The organism is Clostridium subterminale (assembly GCF_039521425.1).
In the GTDB taxonomy this organism is placed as follows: Bacteria; Bacillota; Clostridia; order Clostridiales; family Clostridiaceae; genus Clostridium_J; species Clostridium_J subterminale.
In genome coordinates this window covers 279,913-299,971 of record NZ_BAAACI010000008.1, presented here as the reverse complement: position 1 = coordinate 299,971, position 20,059 = coordinate 279,913, and the positions used below count along the sequence as shown (strand labels likewise).

Annotated in this window: 18 protein-coding genes, 1 tRNA gene, 2 rRNA genes and 1 riboswitch; of the genes, 13 read left to right on the top strand and 8 right to left on the bottom strand. The window is 28.7% G+C overall.

Features of this window, described 5'->3' with window-relative positions; genetic code table 11:
* Window positions 1-406 precede the first annotated feature (406 nt).
* From rrf (ABDZ93_RS18035) to ABDZ93_RS17995, 9 genes are all read left to right on the top strand, one after another.
* A 5S ribosomal RNA gene (rrf, locus tag ABDZ93_RS18035) occupies window positions 407-523 on the top strand.
* A gap of 5 nt (window positions 524-528) precedes the next feature.
* Window positions 529-604, top strand: a tRNA-Lys gene (locus ABDZ93_RS18030).
* A gap of 325 nt (window positions 605-929) precedes the next feature.
* Window positions 930-1,055, top strand: a riboswitch (glycine riboswitch).
* A 90-nt stretch (window positions 1,056-1,145) separates the two neighbouring features.
* On the top strand, window positions 1,146-1,883 hold the full coding sequence (locus ABDZ93_RS18025; protein ID WP_343827900.1) for a trimeric intracellular cation channel family protein: 738 nt from the start codon (window positions 1,146-1,148) through the stop codon (window positions 1,881-1,883).
* A gap of 277 nt (window positions 1,884-2,160) precedes the next feature.
* Complete coding sequence (locus ABDZ93_RS18020) at window positions 2,161-2,511, top strand: hypothetical protein (RefSeq protein WP_343827899.1); 351 nt, start codon at window positions 2,161-2,163, stop codon at window positions 2,509-2,511.
* Between the two features lie 143 nt (window positions 2,512-2,654).
* Window positions 2,655-3,005 (top strand): PH domain-containing protein, encoded by a 351-nt coding sequence (locus tag ABDZ93_RS18015; protein WP_343827898.1) that lies wholly within the window; start codon window positions 2,655-2,657, stop codon window positions 3,003-3,005.
* A 73-nt stretch (window positions 3,006-3,078) separates the two neighbouring features.
* Window positions 3,079-3,196: ribosomal RNA gene (rrf, locus tag ABDZ93_RS18010) — 5S ribosomal RNA — on the top strand.
* Between the two features lie 380 nt (window positions 3,197-3,576).
* A complete protein-coding gene (locus tag ABDZ93_RS18005) occupies window positions 3,577-4,263 on the top strand; it encodes a polyphosphate polymerase domain-containing protein (RefSeq protein ID WP_343827897.1) in 687 nt (228 codons plus the stop codon).
* Window positions 4,264-4,289: 26 nt separating this feature from the next.
* Window positions 4,290-4,976 (top strand): DUF4956 domain-containing protein, encoded by a 687-nt coding sequence (locus tag ABDZ93_RS18000; protein WP_343827896.1) that lies wholly within the window; start codon window positions 4,290-4,292, stop codon window positions 4,974-4,976.
* Between the two features lie 19 nt (window positions 4,977-4,995).
* Complete coding sequence (locus ABDZ93_RS17995; protein WP_343827895.1) at window positions 4,996-7,083, top strand: CotH kinase family protein; 2,088 nt, start codon at window positions 4,996-4,998, stop codon at window positions 7,081-7,083.
* A gap of 87 nt (window positions 7,084-7,170) precedes the next feature.
* Here ABDZ93_RS17995 and ABDZ93_RS17990 read toward each other — a convergent pair whose 3' ends face one another.
* A complete protein-coding gene (locus ABDZ93_RS17990; RefSeq protein WP_343827894.1) occupies window positions 7,171-8,388 on the bottom strand; it encodes a sensor histidine kinase in 1,218 nt (405 codons plus the stop codon).
* A complete protein-coding gene (locus ABDZ93_RS17985; RefSeq protein WP_343827893.1) occupies window positions 8,381-9,061 on the bottom strand; it encodes a response regulator transcription factor in 681 nt (226 codons plus the stop codon). The genes ABDZ93_RS17990 and ABDZ93_RS17985 overlap by 8 nt, the downstream gene beginning before the upstream one ends.
* 226 nt (window positions 9,062-9,287) lie before the next feature.
* Here ABDZ93_RS17985 and ABDZ93_RS17980 point away from each other — a divergent pair, with 226 nt between their 5' ends.
* From ABDZ93_RS17980 to ABDZ93_RS17965, 4 genes are all read left to right on the top strand, one after another.
* Complete coding sequence (locus tag ABDZ93_RS17980) at window positions 9,288-11,348, top strand: methyl-accepting chemotaxis protein (protein ID WP_343827892.1); 2,061 nt, start codon at window positions 9,288-9,290, stop codon at window positions 11,346-11,348.
* 206 nt (window positions 11,349-11,554) lie between these two features.
* Window positions 11,555-12,184, top strand: a complete 630-nt coding sequence (locus ABDZ93_RS17975; RefSeq protein WP_343827891.1) for a lytic transglycosylase domain-containing protein — start codon at window positions 11,555-11,557, stop codon at window positions 12,182-12,184.
* Window positions 12,185-12,373: 189 nt separating this feature from the next.
* Window positions 12,374-12,817, top strand: coding sequence for a DUF805 domain-containing protein (locus ABDZ93_RS17970; RefSeq protein ID WP_343827890.1), 444 nt, complete (start codon window positions 12,374-12,376; stop codon window positions 12,815-12,817).
* Window positions 12,818-13,151: 334 nt separating this feature from the next.
* Window positions 13,152-14,264, top strand: coding sequence for a sensor histidine kinase (locus ABDZ93_RS17965; RefSeq protein ID WP_343827889.1), 1,113 nt, complete (start codon window positions 13,152-13,154; stop codon window positions 14,262-14,264).
* Window positions 14,265-14,333: 69 nt separating this feature from the next.
* Here ABDZ93_RS17965 and ABDZ93_RS17960 read toward each other — a convergent pair whose 3' ends face one another.
* The 6 genes from ABDZ93_RS17960 to ABDZ93_RS17935 all read right to left on the bottom strand — a co-directional run bounded on the left by ABDZ93_RS17960 (window position 14,334) and on the right by ABDZ93_RS17935 (window position 19,819).
* Window positions 14,334-15,080 carry an ABC transporter permease gene (locus ABDZ93_RS17960; protein ID WP_343827887.1) on the bottom strand — a complete coding sequence of 249 codons (747 nt, stop codon included), beginning with the start codon at window positions 15,078-15,080 and terminating at the stop codon, window positions 14,334-14,336.
* Window positions 15,080-15,733: an ABC transporter ATP-binding protein gene (locus tag ABDZ93_RS17955; RefSeq protein ID WP_343827886.1), complete on the bottom strand. Its 654-nt coding sequence runs from the start codon at window positions 15,731-15,733 to the stop codon at window positions 15,080-15,082. Before ABDZ93_RS17955 ends, ABDZ93_RS17960 begins: the two co-directional genes overlap by 1 nt.
* A 173-nt stretch (window positions 15,734-15,906) precedes the next feature.
* Window positions 15,907-17,031 carry an ABC transporter permease gene (locus ABDZ93_RS17950; RefSeq protein WP_343827885.1) on the bottom strand — a complete coding sequence of 375 codons (1,125 nt, stop codon included), beginning with the start codon at window positions 17,029-17,031 and terminating at the stop codon, window positions 15,907-15,909.
* The gene (locus tag ABDZ93_RS17945; protein WP_343827884.1) at window positions 17,031-18,140 is read right to left on the bottom strand and encodes an ABC transporter permease; all 1,110 of its coding nucleotides are present in this window, start codon (window positions 18,138-18,140) and stop codon (window positions 17,031-17,033) included. The genes ABDZ93_RS17950 and ABDZ93_RS17945 overlap by 1 nt, the downstream gene beginning before the upstream one ends.
* 9 nt (window positions 18,141-18,149) lie before the next feature.
* Window positions 18,150-19,085 carry an ABC transporter ATP-binding protein gene (locus tag ABDZ93_RS17940; RefSeq protein WP_343827914.1) on the bottom strand — a complete coding sequence of 312 codons (936 nt, stop codon included), beginning with the start codon at window positions 19,083-19,085 and terminating at the stop codon, window positions 18,150-18,152.
* A gap of 107 nt (window positions 19,086-19,192) precedes the next feature.
* A complete protein-coding gene (locus ABDZ93_RS17935; protein ID WP_343827882.1) occupies window positions 19,193-19,819 on the bottom strand; it encodes a response regulator transcription factor in 627 nt (208 codons plus the stop codon).
* Between the last annotated feature and the right edge of the window lie 240 nt (window positions 19,820-20,059).

The following is a 20,059-nucleotide window of genomic DNA, read 5'->3' as shown; positions in this document are numbered from 1 at the left end:
GGTGTAAGCATGGTAACATGTTCAGCTGACTCATACTAATAAGTCGAGGGCTTGATCTAAATAATGACGAAATATCTTTAAATGGATAGAAGCAAGAAGTTCAAGGAAATGACTGAGTGAGGAGCAGAGTTTATTAAATATAAATGAGTACCACAACGAAGGAAATTAACGAAGAAATTCGAAGCTTATATACATTTAAATCACTGTGTAATTTTGAGGGAACATTACTGTTTTCTTAACTGGGCGATGATATTGCAGACTTTTTCTATATGAGCAATATCCGTATATCAACAATTAAGTTAGTAGTATTATCGCAATGCTAATGAGGAATTAAAAAAATCTTCATTAAAGACAAACTTTTTTAGTTTGTGAAAGTACAAGGATAATTATACTATCTATGTACTTATCTGGTAAGTATATCTTGAAGGTAACACCCGTATCCATGCCGAACACGAAGGTTAAGCTTCAAAGAGCCGATAGTACTGCACGGGAAGCTGTGTGGGAGGGTAGGTTATTGCCAGGTAGCTTGGTTCACTAGCTCAGTCGGTAGAGCACATGACTTTTAATCATGGTGTCCGGGGTTCGATCCCCCGGTGAGCCACCAACACCTTATTTTATAAGGTGTTTTTTTATGTAATTTTTTAAGAAGCTCTAGAATAAATACTTTAAATACACCTTAATACAACAATACATTGTTTTTAAAATTTTGAAATCGTATAGATGATTGAAATGGTATTTAATATTATAAAATATCTTGATTTATATATAAAATTGATATAAATTAAGTAGGGAAGAAAATTAAACTTAATATTGTATGGATGAATGCTATTGAAGATACTTAATCCATTGAAAGAATAAGTAACCGTAGAAGAAAGAGTTAATTGTAAGCTTTTAATTAACTTGAAACTTTCAGGTTGAATACAATAGCAGGACATAACCCTGGAGAGACTTTTTATATTAATATAATATGTTGCATATTATATTTAATAATTAAAGAGCATCAACGAAGCAACCTTTATAGGGAATCTTTCAGATAAAAGGACAGGGAGTAAAAAGCATTTATTAATTATGTTTTTTACTCCTTTTATGTTGCAAAATATTAAGCAGGAATATATTACATAAGAAATGGAAAGGAGAATAGAGTTATGTTATTAATTATCTTTGAAGTTGTAGGAACAGTAGCATTTGCTATTTCTGGAGCTTTAGTAGGAATGCAAAAAAAATTAGATTTATTTGGAGTTATATTTTTAGGAATTATTACAGCGATAGGTGGTGGGATATTTAGAGATGTAACGTTAGGACAAACTCCGCCAGCGGCTTTTATAAATCCTACTTATTTCATTATAAGTATGGTAGTATCTATAATGGCTTTTTACGGATATCCAAAACTGTCTACTATGTACACTAAATCTAAGAGAAAAGAAATTATTTCTGAATCCCAGAGGAATAAATATATGAGTGAGGAACAAATTCTTAAAATAGCTAATAAAAGAAAGCAAATAGCTATATTAAAAAAAGTAATATTGATTTTAGATTCAATTGGACTTGCTACATTTACAATATCAGGTGCTAATTTAGCTTTTAAGCAATCTGATAGCAATATATTTTTAGTAGTTTGTATGGGATTAATTACAGGTGTTGGAGGTGGAATTCTAAGAGATACATTTGTTCAGGATACTCCAATGATCTTTAAAAAAGAAATTTATGCTGTGGCATCAATACTAGGAGCGTTAGTATTTTACTTATTTAACTTTTATGGAGTAAATTATGATATAACTTTTTGGGTATGTTTCACAATAATATTATTATGCAGAGCTATCTCAATAAGACTTAATTTAAATTTGCCAATATTTAATTCTGATAAGTATAATATAAATTTATAGAGCTTTTAATAATATATTATATACTTATATCTACTAAAATAATTTATCATAGTAATAACTTATTATTTTTAATATTTTATATAAATATACATCACAAAATTAGTATCGGTACATATTATATTATTAGGAACAGCTATTAAAGCTAATTCTTAATGTAGATAAACTTAAATATACTAGCTTTAAACTAAAAATATTTTATAGTACTAAAGATTACTACAAGATGTTTAAGTGTTGGAAACTATTATAAAATTGATTAAAAAGTGGGGAGTAATATAATATGTTAAATAATAATGAATTCTTTTATTATGATGAAAATAATGAACAAGACTATTCAGCAGAAATATTTGCTCAAGATTTAGGATATGGCCAACAAGATGGAAGAGATTTTGGACAAGAATCATATGGAGATAACAGTGGAAAATGGAGACACGATTGTAAGCCATCACATCATAGACCATGTCATGAAAGACCATGTCATGAAAGACCATGTCATCATAGACCATGTTGTCAACCATGTTGTCAACCATGTTGTCAACCATGCCATAACAGATGTTCAGATGGAGATGATTGGTGGATAATTATATTATTATTCTTCTTCTGTTGTCCGTTTGGAGGATTCTTCTTCTAATAGATATTAATAGTGGTTTGGATACTAATATATACCATATATATGGATAAGGTACTGTAATAAATAAGTATATAATATAGAAATAATCATCTCTGTATATTAATATATATAGTGATGATTATTTTTTTAGGAGGAGTAGTGATATGACTAGAGAAGAAAAATTGTTAAAACTAATCGAAGAGAGATTAAATAAAGATGAAGTTATACTCTGTTATGTGGAAGGTGCTTTTGAAACTACTGTAAATGGAAGACAAAACACAATGACAGGAGTATTGGCAACCACTAGTGAAAAAATTAGATTTTGTGGTAAGAGATTTTTTTTAGTTTATGATGATGTGATAGAATATAAAGATATTGAATACGTAGAGGCTATAGAAGAAAAACTTGGGCATAAAATCTTTATAGCGGGAAAAGAAAAATCTTACTTAATGAAATTCATCATAAGTAAAGATGTACATAATTTTGTAAATAGTATAAATAAAAATTTATACTAAAATAAGTATCTAAAAGAAACTTTAGGATTTAATGATTATTATCTATAACAATAGTAAATAATAATAATATAAATCTGGTGAGTATACTATTAGAGGCTACACCCGTATCCATTCCGAACACGTAAGTTAAGTTCTAATAGGCTATATATACTGCATTAATTAAAATGTGGGAAAAGTAGTTATTGCCGGGTATAGAACAGAAGCTAAAAGATTTTAAGAAAACAAGATAAAGGATATATTATGGTTTATTAATAATATGTTTAAGATATTTATTAATGAATCTATTATAATCTTGAATTAACAAAAGATTTTATCCGATAACTACAAGCTCTAATGCTCCCATCTTCTTTAAAGTGAGAGTAAAGAGCGGGTACGTCCCTGGATAACGATTTCTAAGCTTCGAAGAAGCTAAGAACTCTGTTTATGAGAAAGCTTTAAAATATAAAGAAGAAGAGATTAATTTAATCTCTTCTTCTTTTTTTGCAAATAACCATTTATATAAATTTAAGATAAATTTAAGATAAGTAATTTATTATAAGATTGTACTAGATGACATGAGGAGGTGATTAATATGAAACAAGTTAAATTTAGACACGAGATAAAGCATTTAATAAATATTTCAGACTATTTGGTAATTAAAAGTAGATTAAAAAACATTGCACAGCAAGATGAGAATGCAGGAGATAAGGGTACTTATACTGTAAGGAGTCTATATTTTGACAATATCAACAACAAGGCATTAATAGAAAAAGTTAATGGAGTAAATAATCGAGAAAAATTTAGATTAAGATTTTATAATGATAACCATTCCTTTATAAAATTAGAGAAAAAAAGTAAAGTTAATGGATTATGCAGTAAGATTGCAACTAATATATCTATGAATAAATGTGAAGATATAATTAAAAATAATATTGAAGATATATTTAAATACAAGGATCCTATTTTAATAGAGTTATACTCAAAGATGAAATACGATTTATTACGACCTAAGACTATAGTTGAATATACAAGGGAAGCATATGTATTCAAACCTGGAAATGTGAGAATTACCTTTGATAGTAACATTAGAAGTGGGTTATATTCACAAAATTTCTTTAATGATAAGCTTACTACAGTAGGAATGCCAGGAAGGAGTCCTATAGTTTTAGAGGTTAAGTTTGATGAATTTTTTCCTGAAATTATTAGAGATATAATTCAAACAAAGGATAGAGAGAGCTCTGCATTTTCAAAATATGCGGCTTGCCGAATTTACGAATAAAATTAAGTTATTTGGAGGAAATAAAAATGGATAAAGCATTAAGTTTTAACGATATTTTAAAATCAAGTTTTTTAGAAAAGGCATCTAGTTTTTCAATTGTAGATGTAGCTATAGCACTAGGATTAGCCCTTGCTATTGGACTTTTCATATTTTTAGTATATAAAAAAACTTTCAAGGGAGTAATGTACTCAGAAAGTTTTGGTGTTTCACTTATTGCAATGAGTTTAGTTACAACATTAATTATTCTTGCAATAACTTCTAATGTAGTACTTTCACTTGGTATGGTTGGTGCTTTATCAATTGTAAGGTTTCGTACAGCAGTTAAAGAGCCTATGGATATTGCATTTTTATTTTGGTCAATAAGTGTAGGAATTGTTGTAGGAGCAGGATTAATACCACTTGCGGTATTTGGTTCAGTGTTTATAGGAATTATGATTATGGTATTTGCAAATAAGAAAAGTACTGATAATCCTTATATTTTAGTTATAAGTTGCCAAGGGGATAACAGTGAAAATAATGCCATACAATATATAAATAAATCTGTTAAAAAATATGTGGTGAAATCTAAAACTGTTTCTGCAGGGAGCAATATTGAATTAACAGTAGAAATAAGATTAAGAGAAATGTCTACTCAATTTGTAAACGAAATTAGCCGTATATCAGGAGTAAATAATGCAGTGTTAGTAAGTTACAACGGAGAATACATGTCTTAGTATTTAGGTGGTGTATGAAGTGATTTCAAATAAGCATATAAATATTTTTATAGCAATCATCATGACATTAAGCATAGCTTTAGCTGGAGTAATGACAACGGTAGATATGTCTAAAGTTAAAGTAAATGATACAAGTGAAATAACTCAACCAGAATATATAACAAATCTTTTTAACAAAGATGATATTATGGAAATTAATATAGATATTGATGAGGAACAATGGAATGAACTAGCAGATAATGCTATGAACGAAGAATATTATAGTGCAAATATAACCATTAACGGAGAAACTTACTATAATGTTGGGCTTCGAGCTAAGGGAAATACAACATTATCACAAATTGCTAATGATGATACTACAGATAGATATAGTTTTAAAGTTAAATTTGATGAATATATTGATGGACAAACTCTTAAGGGACTTGAGAAATTAGCATTGAATAATATGATGCAGGATACAACTTATATGAAAGAATATCTTTCCTATGATTTATTAAACAAAATGGGAATTTCCACTCCGGAATTTCAGTATGCTAGCATAACCTTAAATGGAGAACCTTGGGGTCTATACTTAGCTCTTGAAGTTATGGAAGAGAGTTATATTGAAAGATACTATGGAACAACAAATGGAAATTTATATAAACCTGAAACTACTAATATGGTAGGAGGAATGGGTGAAGCTAAGGGTAGCATGGAAATTAACAATGATGCTATAACAAAGGCTACAACGAATACATCTAATGAAAATCCTGATTTAACTAATGAAGAAAATTTAATGACCCCACCATCAAATCCAGAAATGAATAGTTCATCAGAACAAGGTGAACGAGGAAATATGGAAAATAACAATATGCCTATGGTACAAGGTAAAGAAATGAATGGACCCATGGGGAAAAATGCCGGTGGAGCAGATCTAGTATACTCTGGAGATGAGCAATCTAATTATTCTACTATATTTAAAAATGCCATTTTTGATTATACAAATGAAGAAGATTATGATAAAATCATAGCCATGATAAAAAGTCTTAATGAAGATATTGATAATATAGAAAAATATTTAGATGTAGATGAAGTATTAAGATATTTTGCAGTAAATACTTTCATTGTAAATTTAGATAGTTATGCATCCAATATGAAGCATAATTATTATCTATATGAACAAGATGGAGTATGTTCAATACTTCCTTGGGATTACAATTTAGCCTTTGGAGCATTTCAAGGAGGAAGTGCTAGTAGTGTCATAAATTTTCCCATTGATAATCCTGTAGGAGACAGTTTAGAAAGTAGTCCACTAATAGGAAAACTTCTAGAAGTAGAAGAGTATAAAGAAAAATATCATGAGTACCTTAATGAAATAGTTCAGGATTATATAAATAGCGGAGTATTTACTGAAACAATTAATAAGATAGATGATTTAATTGGTGAATATGTAAAAAGTGATGCTACAGCCTTTTATACCTACGATGAATATGTAGCTTCTATTCCTGAGTTAATTACTTATGGAGTAGATAGAGCAAAGAGTATATCTGCTCAACTTTATGGAACACAGTCCTCTACATCTACTGGAAATATATCTACTAATTTAAATTTATCTGCCCTTGGAAGTCAAGGTGGTGGAGGTAAGAGAGAGGGAAATGATATTCCTCAAGATATGCAACAGAAGAATAGTACACAAAAGAGGATGGGTACTGGAGAAGGACCTAACAATATGCAGAATAATCCTCAAGAATTTCAAGGTTATAAAGGTGCTATGCCACAAGACTTTAATTTTGAAAATATGCAAAAGGCTATGGAGATAATTGAAAGTTCTACAAGCGATTTATTAACAGAAGAGGAAATAGAACAACTTGAAGAACTAGGCATTGATGAAGCTATGATAGATAAATTGATGAACAGTCCTCAAAAAGGAAATGATAAGAATAATTTTATGTCTGAAAATAATCAAGGTGATATTAATGGAGAAAATCAAAAAAATAATTTGAGTGGAAGTACGTCCAATAACACCAATATTAAATCTAATTTAATAGTTTATGGCATATGTCTTGTAGGAATAATTGCAGCAATAATAGTAGTACTAAGATTTAAAAGAAAAAAGTATCATGTATAAAATATTAAAAGCTATCTCAGAGTATTTATCTAAGATAGCTTTTAAATTTATATAATTTATATTATAGTGCTTTGTTGTGTTTGATTATTAATTCTTTGATTCTAAAATAGGAAGTTCAACAATAAAGGAGGTATATTTACCTAAATTACTTCTAGCATAAATCTTTCCTTTATGCTTGGTTACTATGGCATTTGCAATGGCTAAGCCTAAGCCATAACCACCGGTTTTACGTTGTCTAGATTCATCAGAACGATAAAATCTTTCAAAAATTTTTTCTAGGTCTTTGTCAGGAATTCCTTCTCCAGTATTAGTAATAATAATTTCTATCTTAGATTTTAATTTACTTGAAGAGATGGTAATAGTTCCATTTTGGAAAGTATGTTTAATAGCATTATCTATTAAAATGTTAAAAAGCTTTTTAATTTCTTCTAAATCCCCATTTATAAAAAAGTTATCTTTTAAATTGTTTTTAAATTCTATTTTATTTTCAAAGAAAACTGCTTCAAAGGACATAAGTAAATTTTCTAGTATTTTATTTATGTTTATAGGTTGGAGGCTAAGTACTTTTTTATCTTCATCAAGCTTAGCTAAGGAAAGCATATCATCAATAAGATGAGACATTCTATCAGTTTGTAGATTTATATAATTCATCCATTTGCTTTGACTTTCAACAGTTTTAACTTTATTAGATGAAACTAAAGCTAAATTAGTTTTAATAATAGCAATAGGTGTTCTAAGCTCATGGGAGGCATCTGCAATAAATTGTTTTTGTCTTTCAAATACCTCTTTAATTGGTGCTATGGTTTTATAAGCTAGGTAATAGCTTATGGTAAATAATATAATCAAACTGATAAAGCCAGTTAAGAAAAAAGTCTTTAAAAGATTTTTTAATAGATTTTGCTGAGGTGACTTATTTATTAAAGCAATTCTATTAATTTTACGATCTAAGCTTTTTAAGTATGCAAAATCAGTATCTTCAACTTTTATAACTCCTGAAGAACCTTCCATGGTTAGAATATTAGCTACTGATTCAACAAGAATATCTTTATCAACATTATATGGAGTAATAATATTTATCACGTTTAAATTATGGTCAAGATTTATTAGTATACCATTATTAAGGGGACCACCTTTAATGGGGGCACCATTGTTAGGTTCATGGATTAGTGTATTAAGAGAAAAGCTAATTTGTCTTTCTCCACTATTCCAAGTTATAAAGTATATGACTCCAAATATACAAAGAAATACAAAGGTTAAAAGAGACATATTTATCATAATAAATTTAAATTTTAATTTTTTAAACATACTCCTCCTCCAATTTATAGCCAATACCACGAAGGGTGGATATTTTGGATTTAGAGCCTACATAGGATAGTTTTTTTCTTAAAAATGATATATATACCTCGATATTATTATATTCAGCATCTGAGTCATAGCCCCAAACCTTAGTAATTAAATCATCTTTAGTAACTATTAAAATAGGTCTTTCCATAAAGTATTTTAAAATTTGAAATTCCTTTGAGGTAAGTCGTACAGAATCACTATTTCCTTCAAGTTCATAGGTAGATAGATTAAGGGAAAAGTCACTAAAGTGAAGAGCATTATCATTTATAACTTCAGCCTTTCTTCTGCTAAGAGCTCTTAATCTAGCAAGAAGTTCTTCATGAGAGAAAGGTTTCACTAAATAGTCATCTGCTCCATAATCTAATCCTTTAACTTTATCTTGAATTTCTCCTTTGGCAGTTAAAAGCAGAATAGGAGTAGATATATTATTAGCCCTTAACTCCTTTAAAATATCTAATCCATTAACTTTTGGTAGCATTATATCTAATATAATCAAATCATATATACCTGTAAGTCCATAATCAAGACCTGCTTCACCATCATAAACACTATCCACTATATATTTATTTTTAGTAAGTATCTCTTTTAAAGCTTCAGCAAGGTGTATTTCATCTTCAACTAATAATAATTTCATAACTCATCACCTCTTAAATTACAAATTTTTAGATAATATAACCTTATTTTATTTAATTCTATCATATAAATCTTAAATTTATATTAAAATTATTACTTACTTTTAGAATTTAGTAAAAATTCCATATTATATGGTAAAGATAATAATTTTTTGTTTCGAATATATTTATGTATGGAGTGTATATACAGTTGTAAAATTTATTTATATAAAGTAAGGTGGGGAAGTTATGAAGCTCATGAAAAAAGCAAAGAAAGAACTGAAAAATAATAAAGTTAAAAGCAACAAAAATGGAAAATCAAAAAAATTTAGAGGAATAGGCATGCAACTTATGGTAAGCTTTACCTTGGTTATAGTATTAGTTGCAGCATTTCTATCAGCTTTTTCTCTGTTTATGAATAAGAAGGTTATCACTGAGAAATCTAAGGAGTTACTAAAAAATGTAGCTATATCTATGTCAGGAGAAGTGAACCAATTGACAGATAGTTATGGCTCTATAGCAAATCAAATAGCCATAAATGATTTTTTAGTAGATGATACTATAAAAACAAAAGAAAAGCTAACGAAGTTAAAATTTATATCAGAAAAATTAGAGTTAAAAAAAGTTGCTATAGTAGATACTGAAGGAAATTGTATAGATACTGCAGGAGAAAGTACTAATATTAAGGATAAGGAGTATTTTTCACATGCATTAAGTGGACTTACATTTATCAGTGAACCATATTTGGGTACCACTGATGGTATGCTAGAAATAGCTATAAGTACTCCTATAAAAGAAAATGGTGATATAAAAGGTGTTTTAATAACATATATTGATGCTAGTAAATTATCAGCAATAATATCGCATGTATCTATAGGTAAAAGTGGAAATGCTTTCTTAATAAACAAAGAAGGAAATATCATAGCTCATAATGACTCTTCACTTATCGGAACTAAATTGCTAGATACAGTAAAAGACAGTAAAGGTTCCGAAAATATGAAACATATTTTAGAAAAAATGACATCTACAGAAAGTGGAGCGGGTGATTATGCTTTAGGTGATAATGAAAAATATCTTGGATTTGCTCCTATAGAATCAACAGGTTGGTCTGTAGGTGTAGAAGTCAGTGGAAAGGATCTATTAGCAGAAATACCTGAATTTCAGAAAAAAATAGTAGCTGTATGTGTTATATTTATAGTGCTAGGTATATTATTTGGATATGTAGTAGCTAAATCTATGACTAAAAGATTAGGAAGTATAGGTAATATTGTAGAAAACATGGCTAAGGGGGATTTCTCTAAAAATAATATAGTTAAGATGAGAAATGATGAAATTAAAGAGATATATATGGCTGTAGAAAAAAGCAAGGAAATAATAGGTGGAATGATTCTAAATGTTAAAGATAGTTCCATGGTTATTGAAAATGAGGCTTCATCTTTAGCTGCTTTAGCAGAAGAATTTGTGGCAGGAGCTCAAAGTATAAGTGAAAGTGTAGAGGAAACTGCTGCAAGTACGCAAAAGCAAACGGAAGAATTGGAAAATGTAAATAAAGAACTTGAGGAGTTTGATAAAAAACTTTCTACTAATATAAATGAGATATACAATATTAGTAGTATGGCAGAAAATGTTAATCATAAGGCTGATATGAGTAATGATGATATGGAAAAGTTAGCTATGGCTATGAATGAATTAAGTAATTCCTTTAAAGAATTTAATAGTTCTATAGAAAATATGAAATCTAGTATGGAAACAGTAACAGAAATTACGGAAATAATTAATAGTATATCTGAACAGACAAATCTTTTAGCTTTAAATGCGGCAATAGAAGCTGCAAGAGCTGGAGAAGCTGGAAGAGGTTTCTCAGTTGTAGCAGATGAGATTAGAAAGCTAGCAGAGCAGAGCAAGAAATCTACTCAAAATATTTACAATGTTATAAATTCTGCTATTAAAGAAAGTGAGTCTATAGAAATTAAGAGCAATAATATAAATGGAGAACTAAATAAAGGCTTAATTACTGTGGATAATGCTATAGAGTCATTTAGAAACATCGCAGCTTTAGTTCTAGATATGGTACCTAAGATAGAAGAGGTAGCAGTAAGTTCTAAAGAGATTATAGAAGAAAAGAATTCTATTACTGAAAACATAGAAAATTCAACACAAATATCTTCTGAGGTTTCAGGAAATACACAATTAATAGCTGCATCTACAGAAGAACTTACAGCTTCTAGTGATGAAGTTGCAAATGCAGCGGAGAAATTACTGGAGCTTACAGAAAATATGAAAGGGTTTATGGAACAATTTAAACTTTAGGACAAAATACATTTAAAATTTTAAATTTCAACAATATATTTAATACATAGTTTATATATTAAATATATTAAGAGAAACTAAGACTTTAAAATAAATTAACTTTTATTTTAAAGTCTTTTTGTTTATTTTAGCACAAAGGTGAAATACTAATTAATACATGAATTCTAATTAAATTAATAAAATTATACATTGTTAGTGGAGGTATAATGGAAATAATAGAAGAAAAGCAGTTAAATCTTAAGTTTATTAGAATAACAGCTATTTTATTTATAGCAGGAATGTGTATTAATCTATATTTTATTAGTTTACAAGAAAATGAAAAACCTAAGGAAATAGATAACAATGAAAAAGATATAGTAGAGAAGCATATACCGGTGCCCTTTAGTGATGAAATAGAAGTATATAGTAAAATGTATGGACTAGATCCTTATTTAGTGGCAGCTATAATCAAAACAGAAAGTGGTTTTGATAAGGATATTGTATCTTCTATGGGAGCCGTAGGATTAATGCAGATAATGCCAAGCACAGGAGAATGGATAGCAAGACAATTAAATATAGAAAATTTCTCCATGGACATGTTAAAGAATGAAGATGTAAATATAGAAATGGGATGCTGGTATCTAAATTACTTAAAAGATCAACTTAAACATAGAAATGAAATATTAGCAGCCTATAATGGAGGAATAGGAAATGTATTTAGATGGCTTCAAGATCCTAGATATTCTGAAGACGGAGAAGTGGTTCACACAATACCATTTATAGAAACAGTAAACTATATAGAAAAAGTAGTGGTAGTTTATAATGAATATATAGACTTATATAAAATTGAAGAATAGTAATTATAGCATTACTATATTCCTACGTATATATTTACATTTATAAAGAAATTTGTTCTAGCAGTAAAACAAACCTATAGAAATTATTTAAAATAATTTCTATAGGTTTATTGATTTTAGTTATAATATTTGAAAATGTGTATAGAATTATAATAGGTTACTGTAAAATACTGTTAATGAGGTGATGAAATGAGTGATGACTTATTCTTACTTAACAAAGTAATAGGAAGAAAAAAATATAGTATATATGTACTAGCTTTTTTAATAGGATTTATAATATTAGAGACTATTGGAACTTTTATTACTTTCACATTTGAAAAAACTGACTATAATTTGCTAATAGCAGCTTCCATGTCTTTTCAGATTACCCTAATGGTTTTTATAAATACAATGTTATTCATTTTAAGTTATAAAAGATTTAGGGATATAAACTTATCAGGTTTATTTGGAATATTTGCAGCACTTATATTTGTTCAAATTCCAGTGGTAATATTTCTCATGTTTGTTAAAGGAAAAGAAAGAGATAAAAAATCAATAGAGGAAAGCATGGTAGATACTCTTGAAGAAGATGCAACCATAACTCTATGTGAAAAAGAAGATATAGAAGTCATACAATCTAACTTAGGTCAATAATAAAAAGGCTTTCCCAAATAAATTAATCTAAATAAATGTTGAGCATGCACTTATATTATTAAAGTGCATGCTCAATATTTTATCCGATGACTACCAGCGCTAATACTTCCATCTTCTTCAAAGTGGGAGTAAAGAGCAGCTACGTCCCTGGATAACGATTTCCACTAAAGGACAACGAATTCTAAGTATCAAAATACTGATACCAAGAATTCTGTTAGTAAAGCTTCGAAGAAGCTAAGAACTCTGTTTATATAAGATTAGTAATATATTTTGCAAAAGCCACTCATTATTGTGATAATATATAGATATAATATTTAGCAAAGGTGGAAATTGTATGCTTCATAATAGAGATGATTATTTCCTCGTTATAAAATTAATTGGGTTGATATTTAGTATTTATGTATATATAAATTATGGCTCCTTCGAAACCTCTATAGTTATAGGATTACTATGCTATATAATAATAAACATAGCGCTATACTATATAGATAATATTAAGGTAAAGATAGGTTTATCAATAATATCTTTATTAATTTCCTATGGGTTAGGTATAAAATATAATAGCATATTTTTTATATTAACTCCATTTACATTTTTTGATATAGGTATACTGATGAATAAAAAGCTTACTTATTCTTTTATAGGGTGTATTTTCTTTATAATGATGATACCAACATCTATAGTTATGAATTATTTGTTGTTTGTAATATTTTACTATATAGTAGTAAAGATATTAATTAATAAAGTAAGTAGGATAGATAAAATATGGAAAGAAAACTTAATGCTAAGGGAGAAAATAGACAAATATACTAAAGAAGTAGAAAAAGAAAAAAGTTATTCAAAACAGATAATATACACCACAAAGTTAGAAGAAAGAAATAAGCTATCAAAGGAAATGCATGATAAAATTGGACATACTATAGCATCTAGTTTAATGCATCTAGAGGCAACAAAGGTAGTAATAGATAAAGATAAAAATGAAGCTAAAAATATGATAAATACAACTATTAAAGTTCTAAGGGAAGGTATGGATGACATTAGAATAACTTTAAAAATAATTAAGCCTTCAGAGGAACAATTAGGTATAAATAGAGTTAAATCCATAATGGATGATGCTTTTAGCCATAATAGTTATGAATATACCTTTAATCACTCTGGAAATATAGACAAGCTTAACTATAGTCATTGGAAGTGTATAATTAATAATCTAATGGAGGGAATTACAAACATAAAGAAACATTCTACTGGTGACAGCGTTTCTTTAAACATCGAAGTTCTTAATAAGATTGTAAGAGTATCACTTAAAGATAATGGGGATGGAGTATTAAATATAAAAAAGAGCATTGGGCTTAAGGCAATGGAGGAGAGAGTAATAGACTTAGGAGGAAATATTAATTTTAATGGACAAGACGGATTTACCATATTAATGATTCTTCCCTTATTATAAGAGCACTATTTAGAAAAGGATTGTCTTAAATAACTCATAAATTTATTAGGGACAATCCTTTTATTAACACTATAGGTTTAATTGGGTTCTTTCATTAAAGAAGCTTTTGTAAGAGGTATAGGTAGCTATTAGGGTGGCGATAGAAGTTGAAGATAATATCATAAAGGTAACCATTATTTGAAACTTGATTGCCATAAGTGGAGAAGATCCAGCTAAAATCAATCCAGTCATCATTCCAGGAAGAGATACAATGCCAAGAGTTTTAGCAGAGTCAATGGAGGGCATTATTGAGAGCTTTATACTATCTTTAAGAATCTCTTTAGATGCAACCTTAGCTGTGGCTCCAAGGGCAAGTTTAACTTCAACTTCATTTCTCTTACTACTAAAAGTAGTATTGAGATTTTTGTAACTGAGATTAATGGCAACCATAGAATTACTAACAACCATACCAGCTACAGGTACTATTTCATTAGGAATAAAATTTATAGCACCAGAAAGTACTAATATAGAAAGAGTTATAAAAGCACCTGAAAATAAAGCAATAAATGATGTTCTAACAGGATTTTTTATATTTTGGCTACGCTTTTTGGTGTTAAATGCTGCATTCACAATCATTAGAGTAACTAACAAAATAGTGAATATAGGATTCTCTAAGCTAAACACAAATTGAAGTATATAGCCTACAATAACTAATTGGATTATGGCTCTAGTCATACTGATAAGTATATCTTTACCTAGTCCTAAATCTTCTTTATAAGAGATAAAAATAGGGATGGCAATTAATACTGAAGAAATTATAAGGGAGAGAGTACTCATTAGAATCCCTCCTTAGAAATTATTGTTCCATCTTCTATAATAATTTTTTTGTTGCTTAATTCCATTATTTGAGATATATCATGGGTAATCCACAAGATTGTATGACCTTCCTTATTCATATCCTTCATAATATGTTCAACTAAAAGTTTATTTTCTTTGTCTAGTGCTGAGGTAATTTCATCTAACAAGAGAATAGGACCTGCATGAAGAAGAGAACGAATAAGGGAAATTCTTTGTTTTTCACCGCCAGATAATTTATTTATATCTTTATCAAGATAGTCCTTTCCCATATTAAATTTTTCTAAAAGCATATAGATTTTATTTTCATCTATATATTTTTTCCTAATTTCATAGGGAAAAGATAGATTATCATATACAGTATTACCAAAGAGATAAGGTTGTTGAAAGAAATAATTTATTTCCGTCCGTAGATTAAGAGGAGGAATTTCAGAAAAATCTTTTCCTCTTAGGAATATATGACCAGAAGTTGGCGAAATTAAGTCCCCTAAAAGTCTTAACAAAGTTGATTTACCACCACCAGAAGGACCTGTGATAGCTATAAAATCTCCTTCATTGATTTCTAAATTTATGTCCTTTAGAACTTTTGTATTAGCATCCTGAAAAGAAACATTTTTCAAAGATAATATACTCATTATATCCCTGCTTTCAAAATAAAGTTTCAAATAAATATTATTAATTAAACTATATCATTTAAAGAAAAGAATGCATAGATAAACCCTTACTAAGAAGTTAGAATTCATAGTAAGGGTTATTGTTAATATATTTTTATGCTATACTTATCACAATCAATTTACATATAAAACTATTATTGAAGTTTAAACTTAAGTTTATAAGCTGCAGCTAAAAATAGAGCAATAGAAAATAATAATAAAATTCCCAGGTTTATAATAATAGAATTTATGCCCATACCCATTTGAAGTTTAGTTATTCCATTCATTACCCAGTATTGAGGAGTAAAGGGTGCTATAAATTTAACACTTTCAGGTAAAAAATTAATAGAAGTAAAAGCACCTGATATCATGGTAGTTATAGTAATTACAATGTTAGAAAACATACCGTAGCCCCTAGAGTTAAAAAATAAAGCTATGGAAAAAGTACCAAAGGCCACGGTAACTAGGGCTATTCCTAATAATAGAAGAAATAAAGGAATAAATCCTACTCCAGTATATATATCTACAACATAATTTAGAGTTATAAGAGTAATGAGAACTTGAAAAGCTAAAAGTAAAAAGTTTGCTAAGATATTTCCTCCAATATATTGAAAGGAGGTAACTGGGGTAGTAAATATTCTAAAGTAAGTTTTATTCCATCGCTCTGATAATACTATATGAGATACAGAAGACGCCCTCATCATGAGAAAGAAAATTACAAAGGCAATGGAAGTTTGAGTTAAGTCAAAATCATGTTCTAAATCTGATAAGGTTTCAGAGGTAATTTTAACTGGATCATCACTATATTTTAAAAGAAGACTTTGGTATTCATCATTGTCTTTATTAGAATTAATGCCTAAATTATATAAATCTTGTACTTGAAGATTTACTATGGAGGTAATGGCATCACCCATAGAATTATCTTTCTCACAAAGCACATTGATCTTTTCAGGAGTTCCATTTATAATACTTTTTTCAAAATCTCTAGGGATTTCAATGGTGACAGGAATAGAGTTCTCTGTCATAGTTGATTCAACAGTAGAACTTTCAAGATGGACTGTATTAATTGAAGAACTATTACTTAAACTGCTTATTAGAAGCTTTGATGAATTAGAGATATCTTCATCTATAATTCCAAGTTTTACAGTTCCATTACTAAAGCTAAATAATTTTATACTTAACATTATTATTATTATGGGAATAAATAGCTGAATAATAGAAAGTTTATCTTTAAATATAAGTCTTAGATTTTTTTCAGCCATAACTAATAAAATCTTCATTAATAGGCCTCCTTTTTACTTGATATACAGAAAGTACAAATTAAAAATAAAATTCCTAGGGATAGACAGTAGAAAATACTTATATAGAATATAGAATAGTCTTCATAAAAAGCTATGGAAAGAATAGATTTATTTATTAAGGTTAAAGGTGAAATATAGCGTACTATATCAAGGAGCTTATTGCCATCTTCTAAATATACATATCCTCCACCTAAAAAGGTCATAACAGGTATAATTAAGGTATTAAGAAAGAAGGAGCCATGTTTTTCTTCTTTAAAAATATATCCAAATAAAATACCTAGAGTAGTACCAAAGAAATTCAAGGATAAAAGCAGTGCTATAACGGATAAGAAATCCTCGCCCCAATAAGCCTTTATAACAAATAGAGAATATACCATAGCAGGAATTAGAGAGATTATAGTTACAATAAAAGTAGAAGTAACTTTAGTTAGTATATAGAAATTTTTAGAAAGATTACCTTGAAAGCACCTAGCTTCTATTTTGTTTCTTCTGTTGGTATAGATGCTATAAAATCCATATAATGAGCCATAAAGAACCATCATAGTTATTTCTACAATTCCATAATAATCATAGGAGGTAAATCCTTTTTTCTGCTGAAACTCAGTGGCAGTAGTAAAGCCTTCGTCTAAGGTTTCAATATTACCATTGGTAATAGTTGATAGAGTTACTTTTTTAGATATGGAAGTTAGCATACTTATAACTATATTTGTAGAATATTTATTCCTAGAATTTTTATAAACTATAATATTTTTGTCCTTAAGTTCTAATAGTATAGAGTTAGCAGTTTGAACTTCTTTCTTACCTTCCTCTAAAGATGATATTTCTTTAAAGGTTATATTATTTTTGGGGCCTAATTCTAAGAAATTATCTAATATAAGTTTTTCTTCACTAAAATCAGAAGTGGTAGAAAGATTATTTACATATATAACTGTTTTAGGTTTAAATTCATAGCTTGAAGAAAAGGCATCACTTAAAGTAATTCCAAGGGTAGTCATTAATACTATAGGGAAAATTATCATGGATAACATGGAGGTCTTATCCCTAAGTAGGTCTAATATATCATAATAAACAATACTTAAAAATTTCATAATTTCCTCCTAATCTCTAAGTTTTTTGCCAGTTAAAGTTAAGAATACATCTTCTAAATCTAAGGTTTTATATCCCACATTTTTAATTTCTATATTATTAGAAGTGAAAAAGTTAATAATGCAACTTAAATTTGACACATCCATGCTGGAGGTTATTAATACTCTATTTTCATCAAAGGAATAATTCTTTACACCCTTTATTTCTAAAAGTTTTTTTAAAATAGATTCATCAATATCATAGCCTTCAATTTCTAAAGTTGAGTTATCTGAAATTAAAGAGATTAAATCATCTTTAGTTCCCTTTGCTATAAGCTTTCCATTATCCATAATGACAATTTTATTACAAAGCTGTTGAACTTCTTCCATGTAGTGAGAAGTATAAATAATAGTGCACCCTTTTTTATTAAGTTCCTTTACCATGTTTAATATATGATTTCTTGACTGAGGATCTATTCCAACAGTAGGTTCGTCCATAATTATAATTTCAGGCTTATGAGCTATGGCGCAAGCAATATTCAATCGACGCTGCATTCCACCAGATAGATTTTTACACTTAGTTTTTCTATGGTCCTGTAAAGAGGTAAAATCGAGAGCATAGTTTAAACCTTCCCTTAAAGAAGCTCCCCTTAATCCATAAAGTTTAGCAAAAAAGCTTATATTTTCTTCTACTGTAAGGTTTTCATATAAAGATATGCATTGAGGCACAATACCCATGCCAGCTTTAATCTCTGGACCATACTTATAAAGAGATTTTCCGAAGATTTCTACTTTACCCTTAGTAGGTTTTAATATGGAGGTAATTATATTTATAGTAGTAGTTTTACCTGCACCATTAGGTCCTAAAAGACCTAGAATTTCACCCTTTTCAATTGACAAGGTTAAATTATCTATAGCAATGTTATCACCAAAGTTTTTAGTCAGGTTTTCTATATTTATTAACATTATAACAACTCCTTTGAATAGAACTAGAATATCCTATATTCAAATTATATAAAAAACCTTTTCCACTAATAAGTGGAAAAGGTCATAACTTTATATGACTTTCGTCATACTTAAATTTTTCCTTTTAAATAGTGAACTGCAATTTGAGTTCTATGCTTTAAATTAGTTTTAGTTAATATGTTTGTAATATAATTTTTCACAGTACCTTCAGAAATATATAGCTTTTCAGAGATTTCCTTATTACTTAAACCTTCAGCAATGGATTCTATAATTTCTACCTCTCTTTTAGAAAAATTATTCATAATAAGGTTAGGGCATATTGGAGAAACCTTAGAAAGAAGCTTATCTATAATTCCATTTTCTACCACGCCACTTCCATTATGAACTACTTTAATGGTGTTAATTATAGTATCTGGAGAATTACTTTTCAATAAATAACCCTTTGCACCATTCCTTAGTGCAGAAGAAATATATTCATCCTCATCGAAGGTGGTTAATATAATGACCTTGGTTGAGGTGTTTTTAGAAATTTCCTTAGTAGCCTCTACACCATTTAACTTAGGCATACGAACATCTAAAAGTGCCACATCCACAGAGTTATAACAGCAATACTTAACAGCTTCCGTACCATTTTCACATATATGTACAACATTTAACTCATCATCCATGGATAGTATAATTTTCAAACTTTCTCTTATCAGTGCATCATCATCACAAATTAAAACTTTAATACTCATAATAACTCCTATAATAAATAAATTAACCCGATGACTACCAGCTCTAATACTCCCATCTTCTTCAAAGTGGGAGTGAAGAGCTGCTACGTCCCTGGATAACGATTTCTAAAGCTTCACAGAAGCTAAGAACTCTGTTAATCCGATGAATACCCGCTCTAATACTCCCATCTTCTTCAAAAGTGGGAGTAAAGAGCTGTTATGTCCCTGGATAACGATTTCCACTAAAGGACAACGATTTCT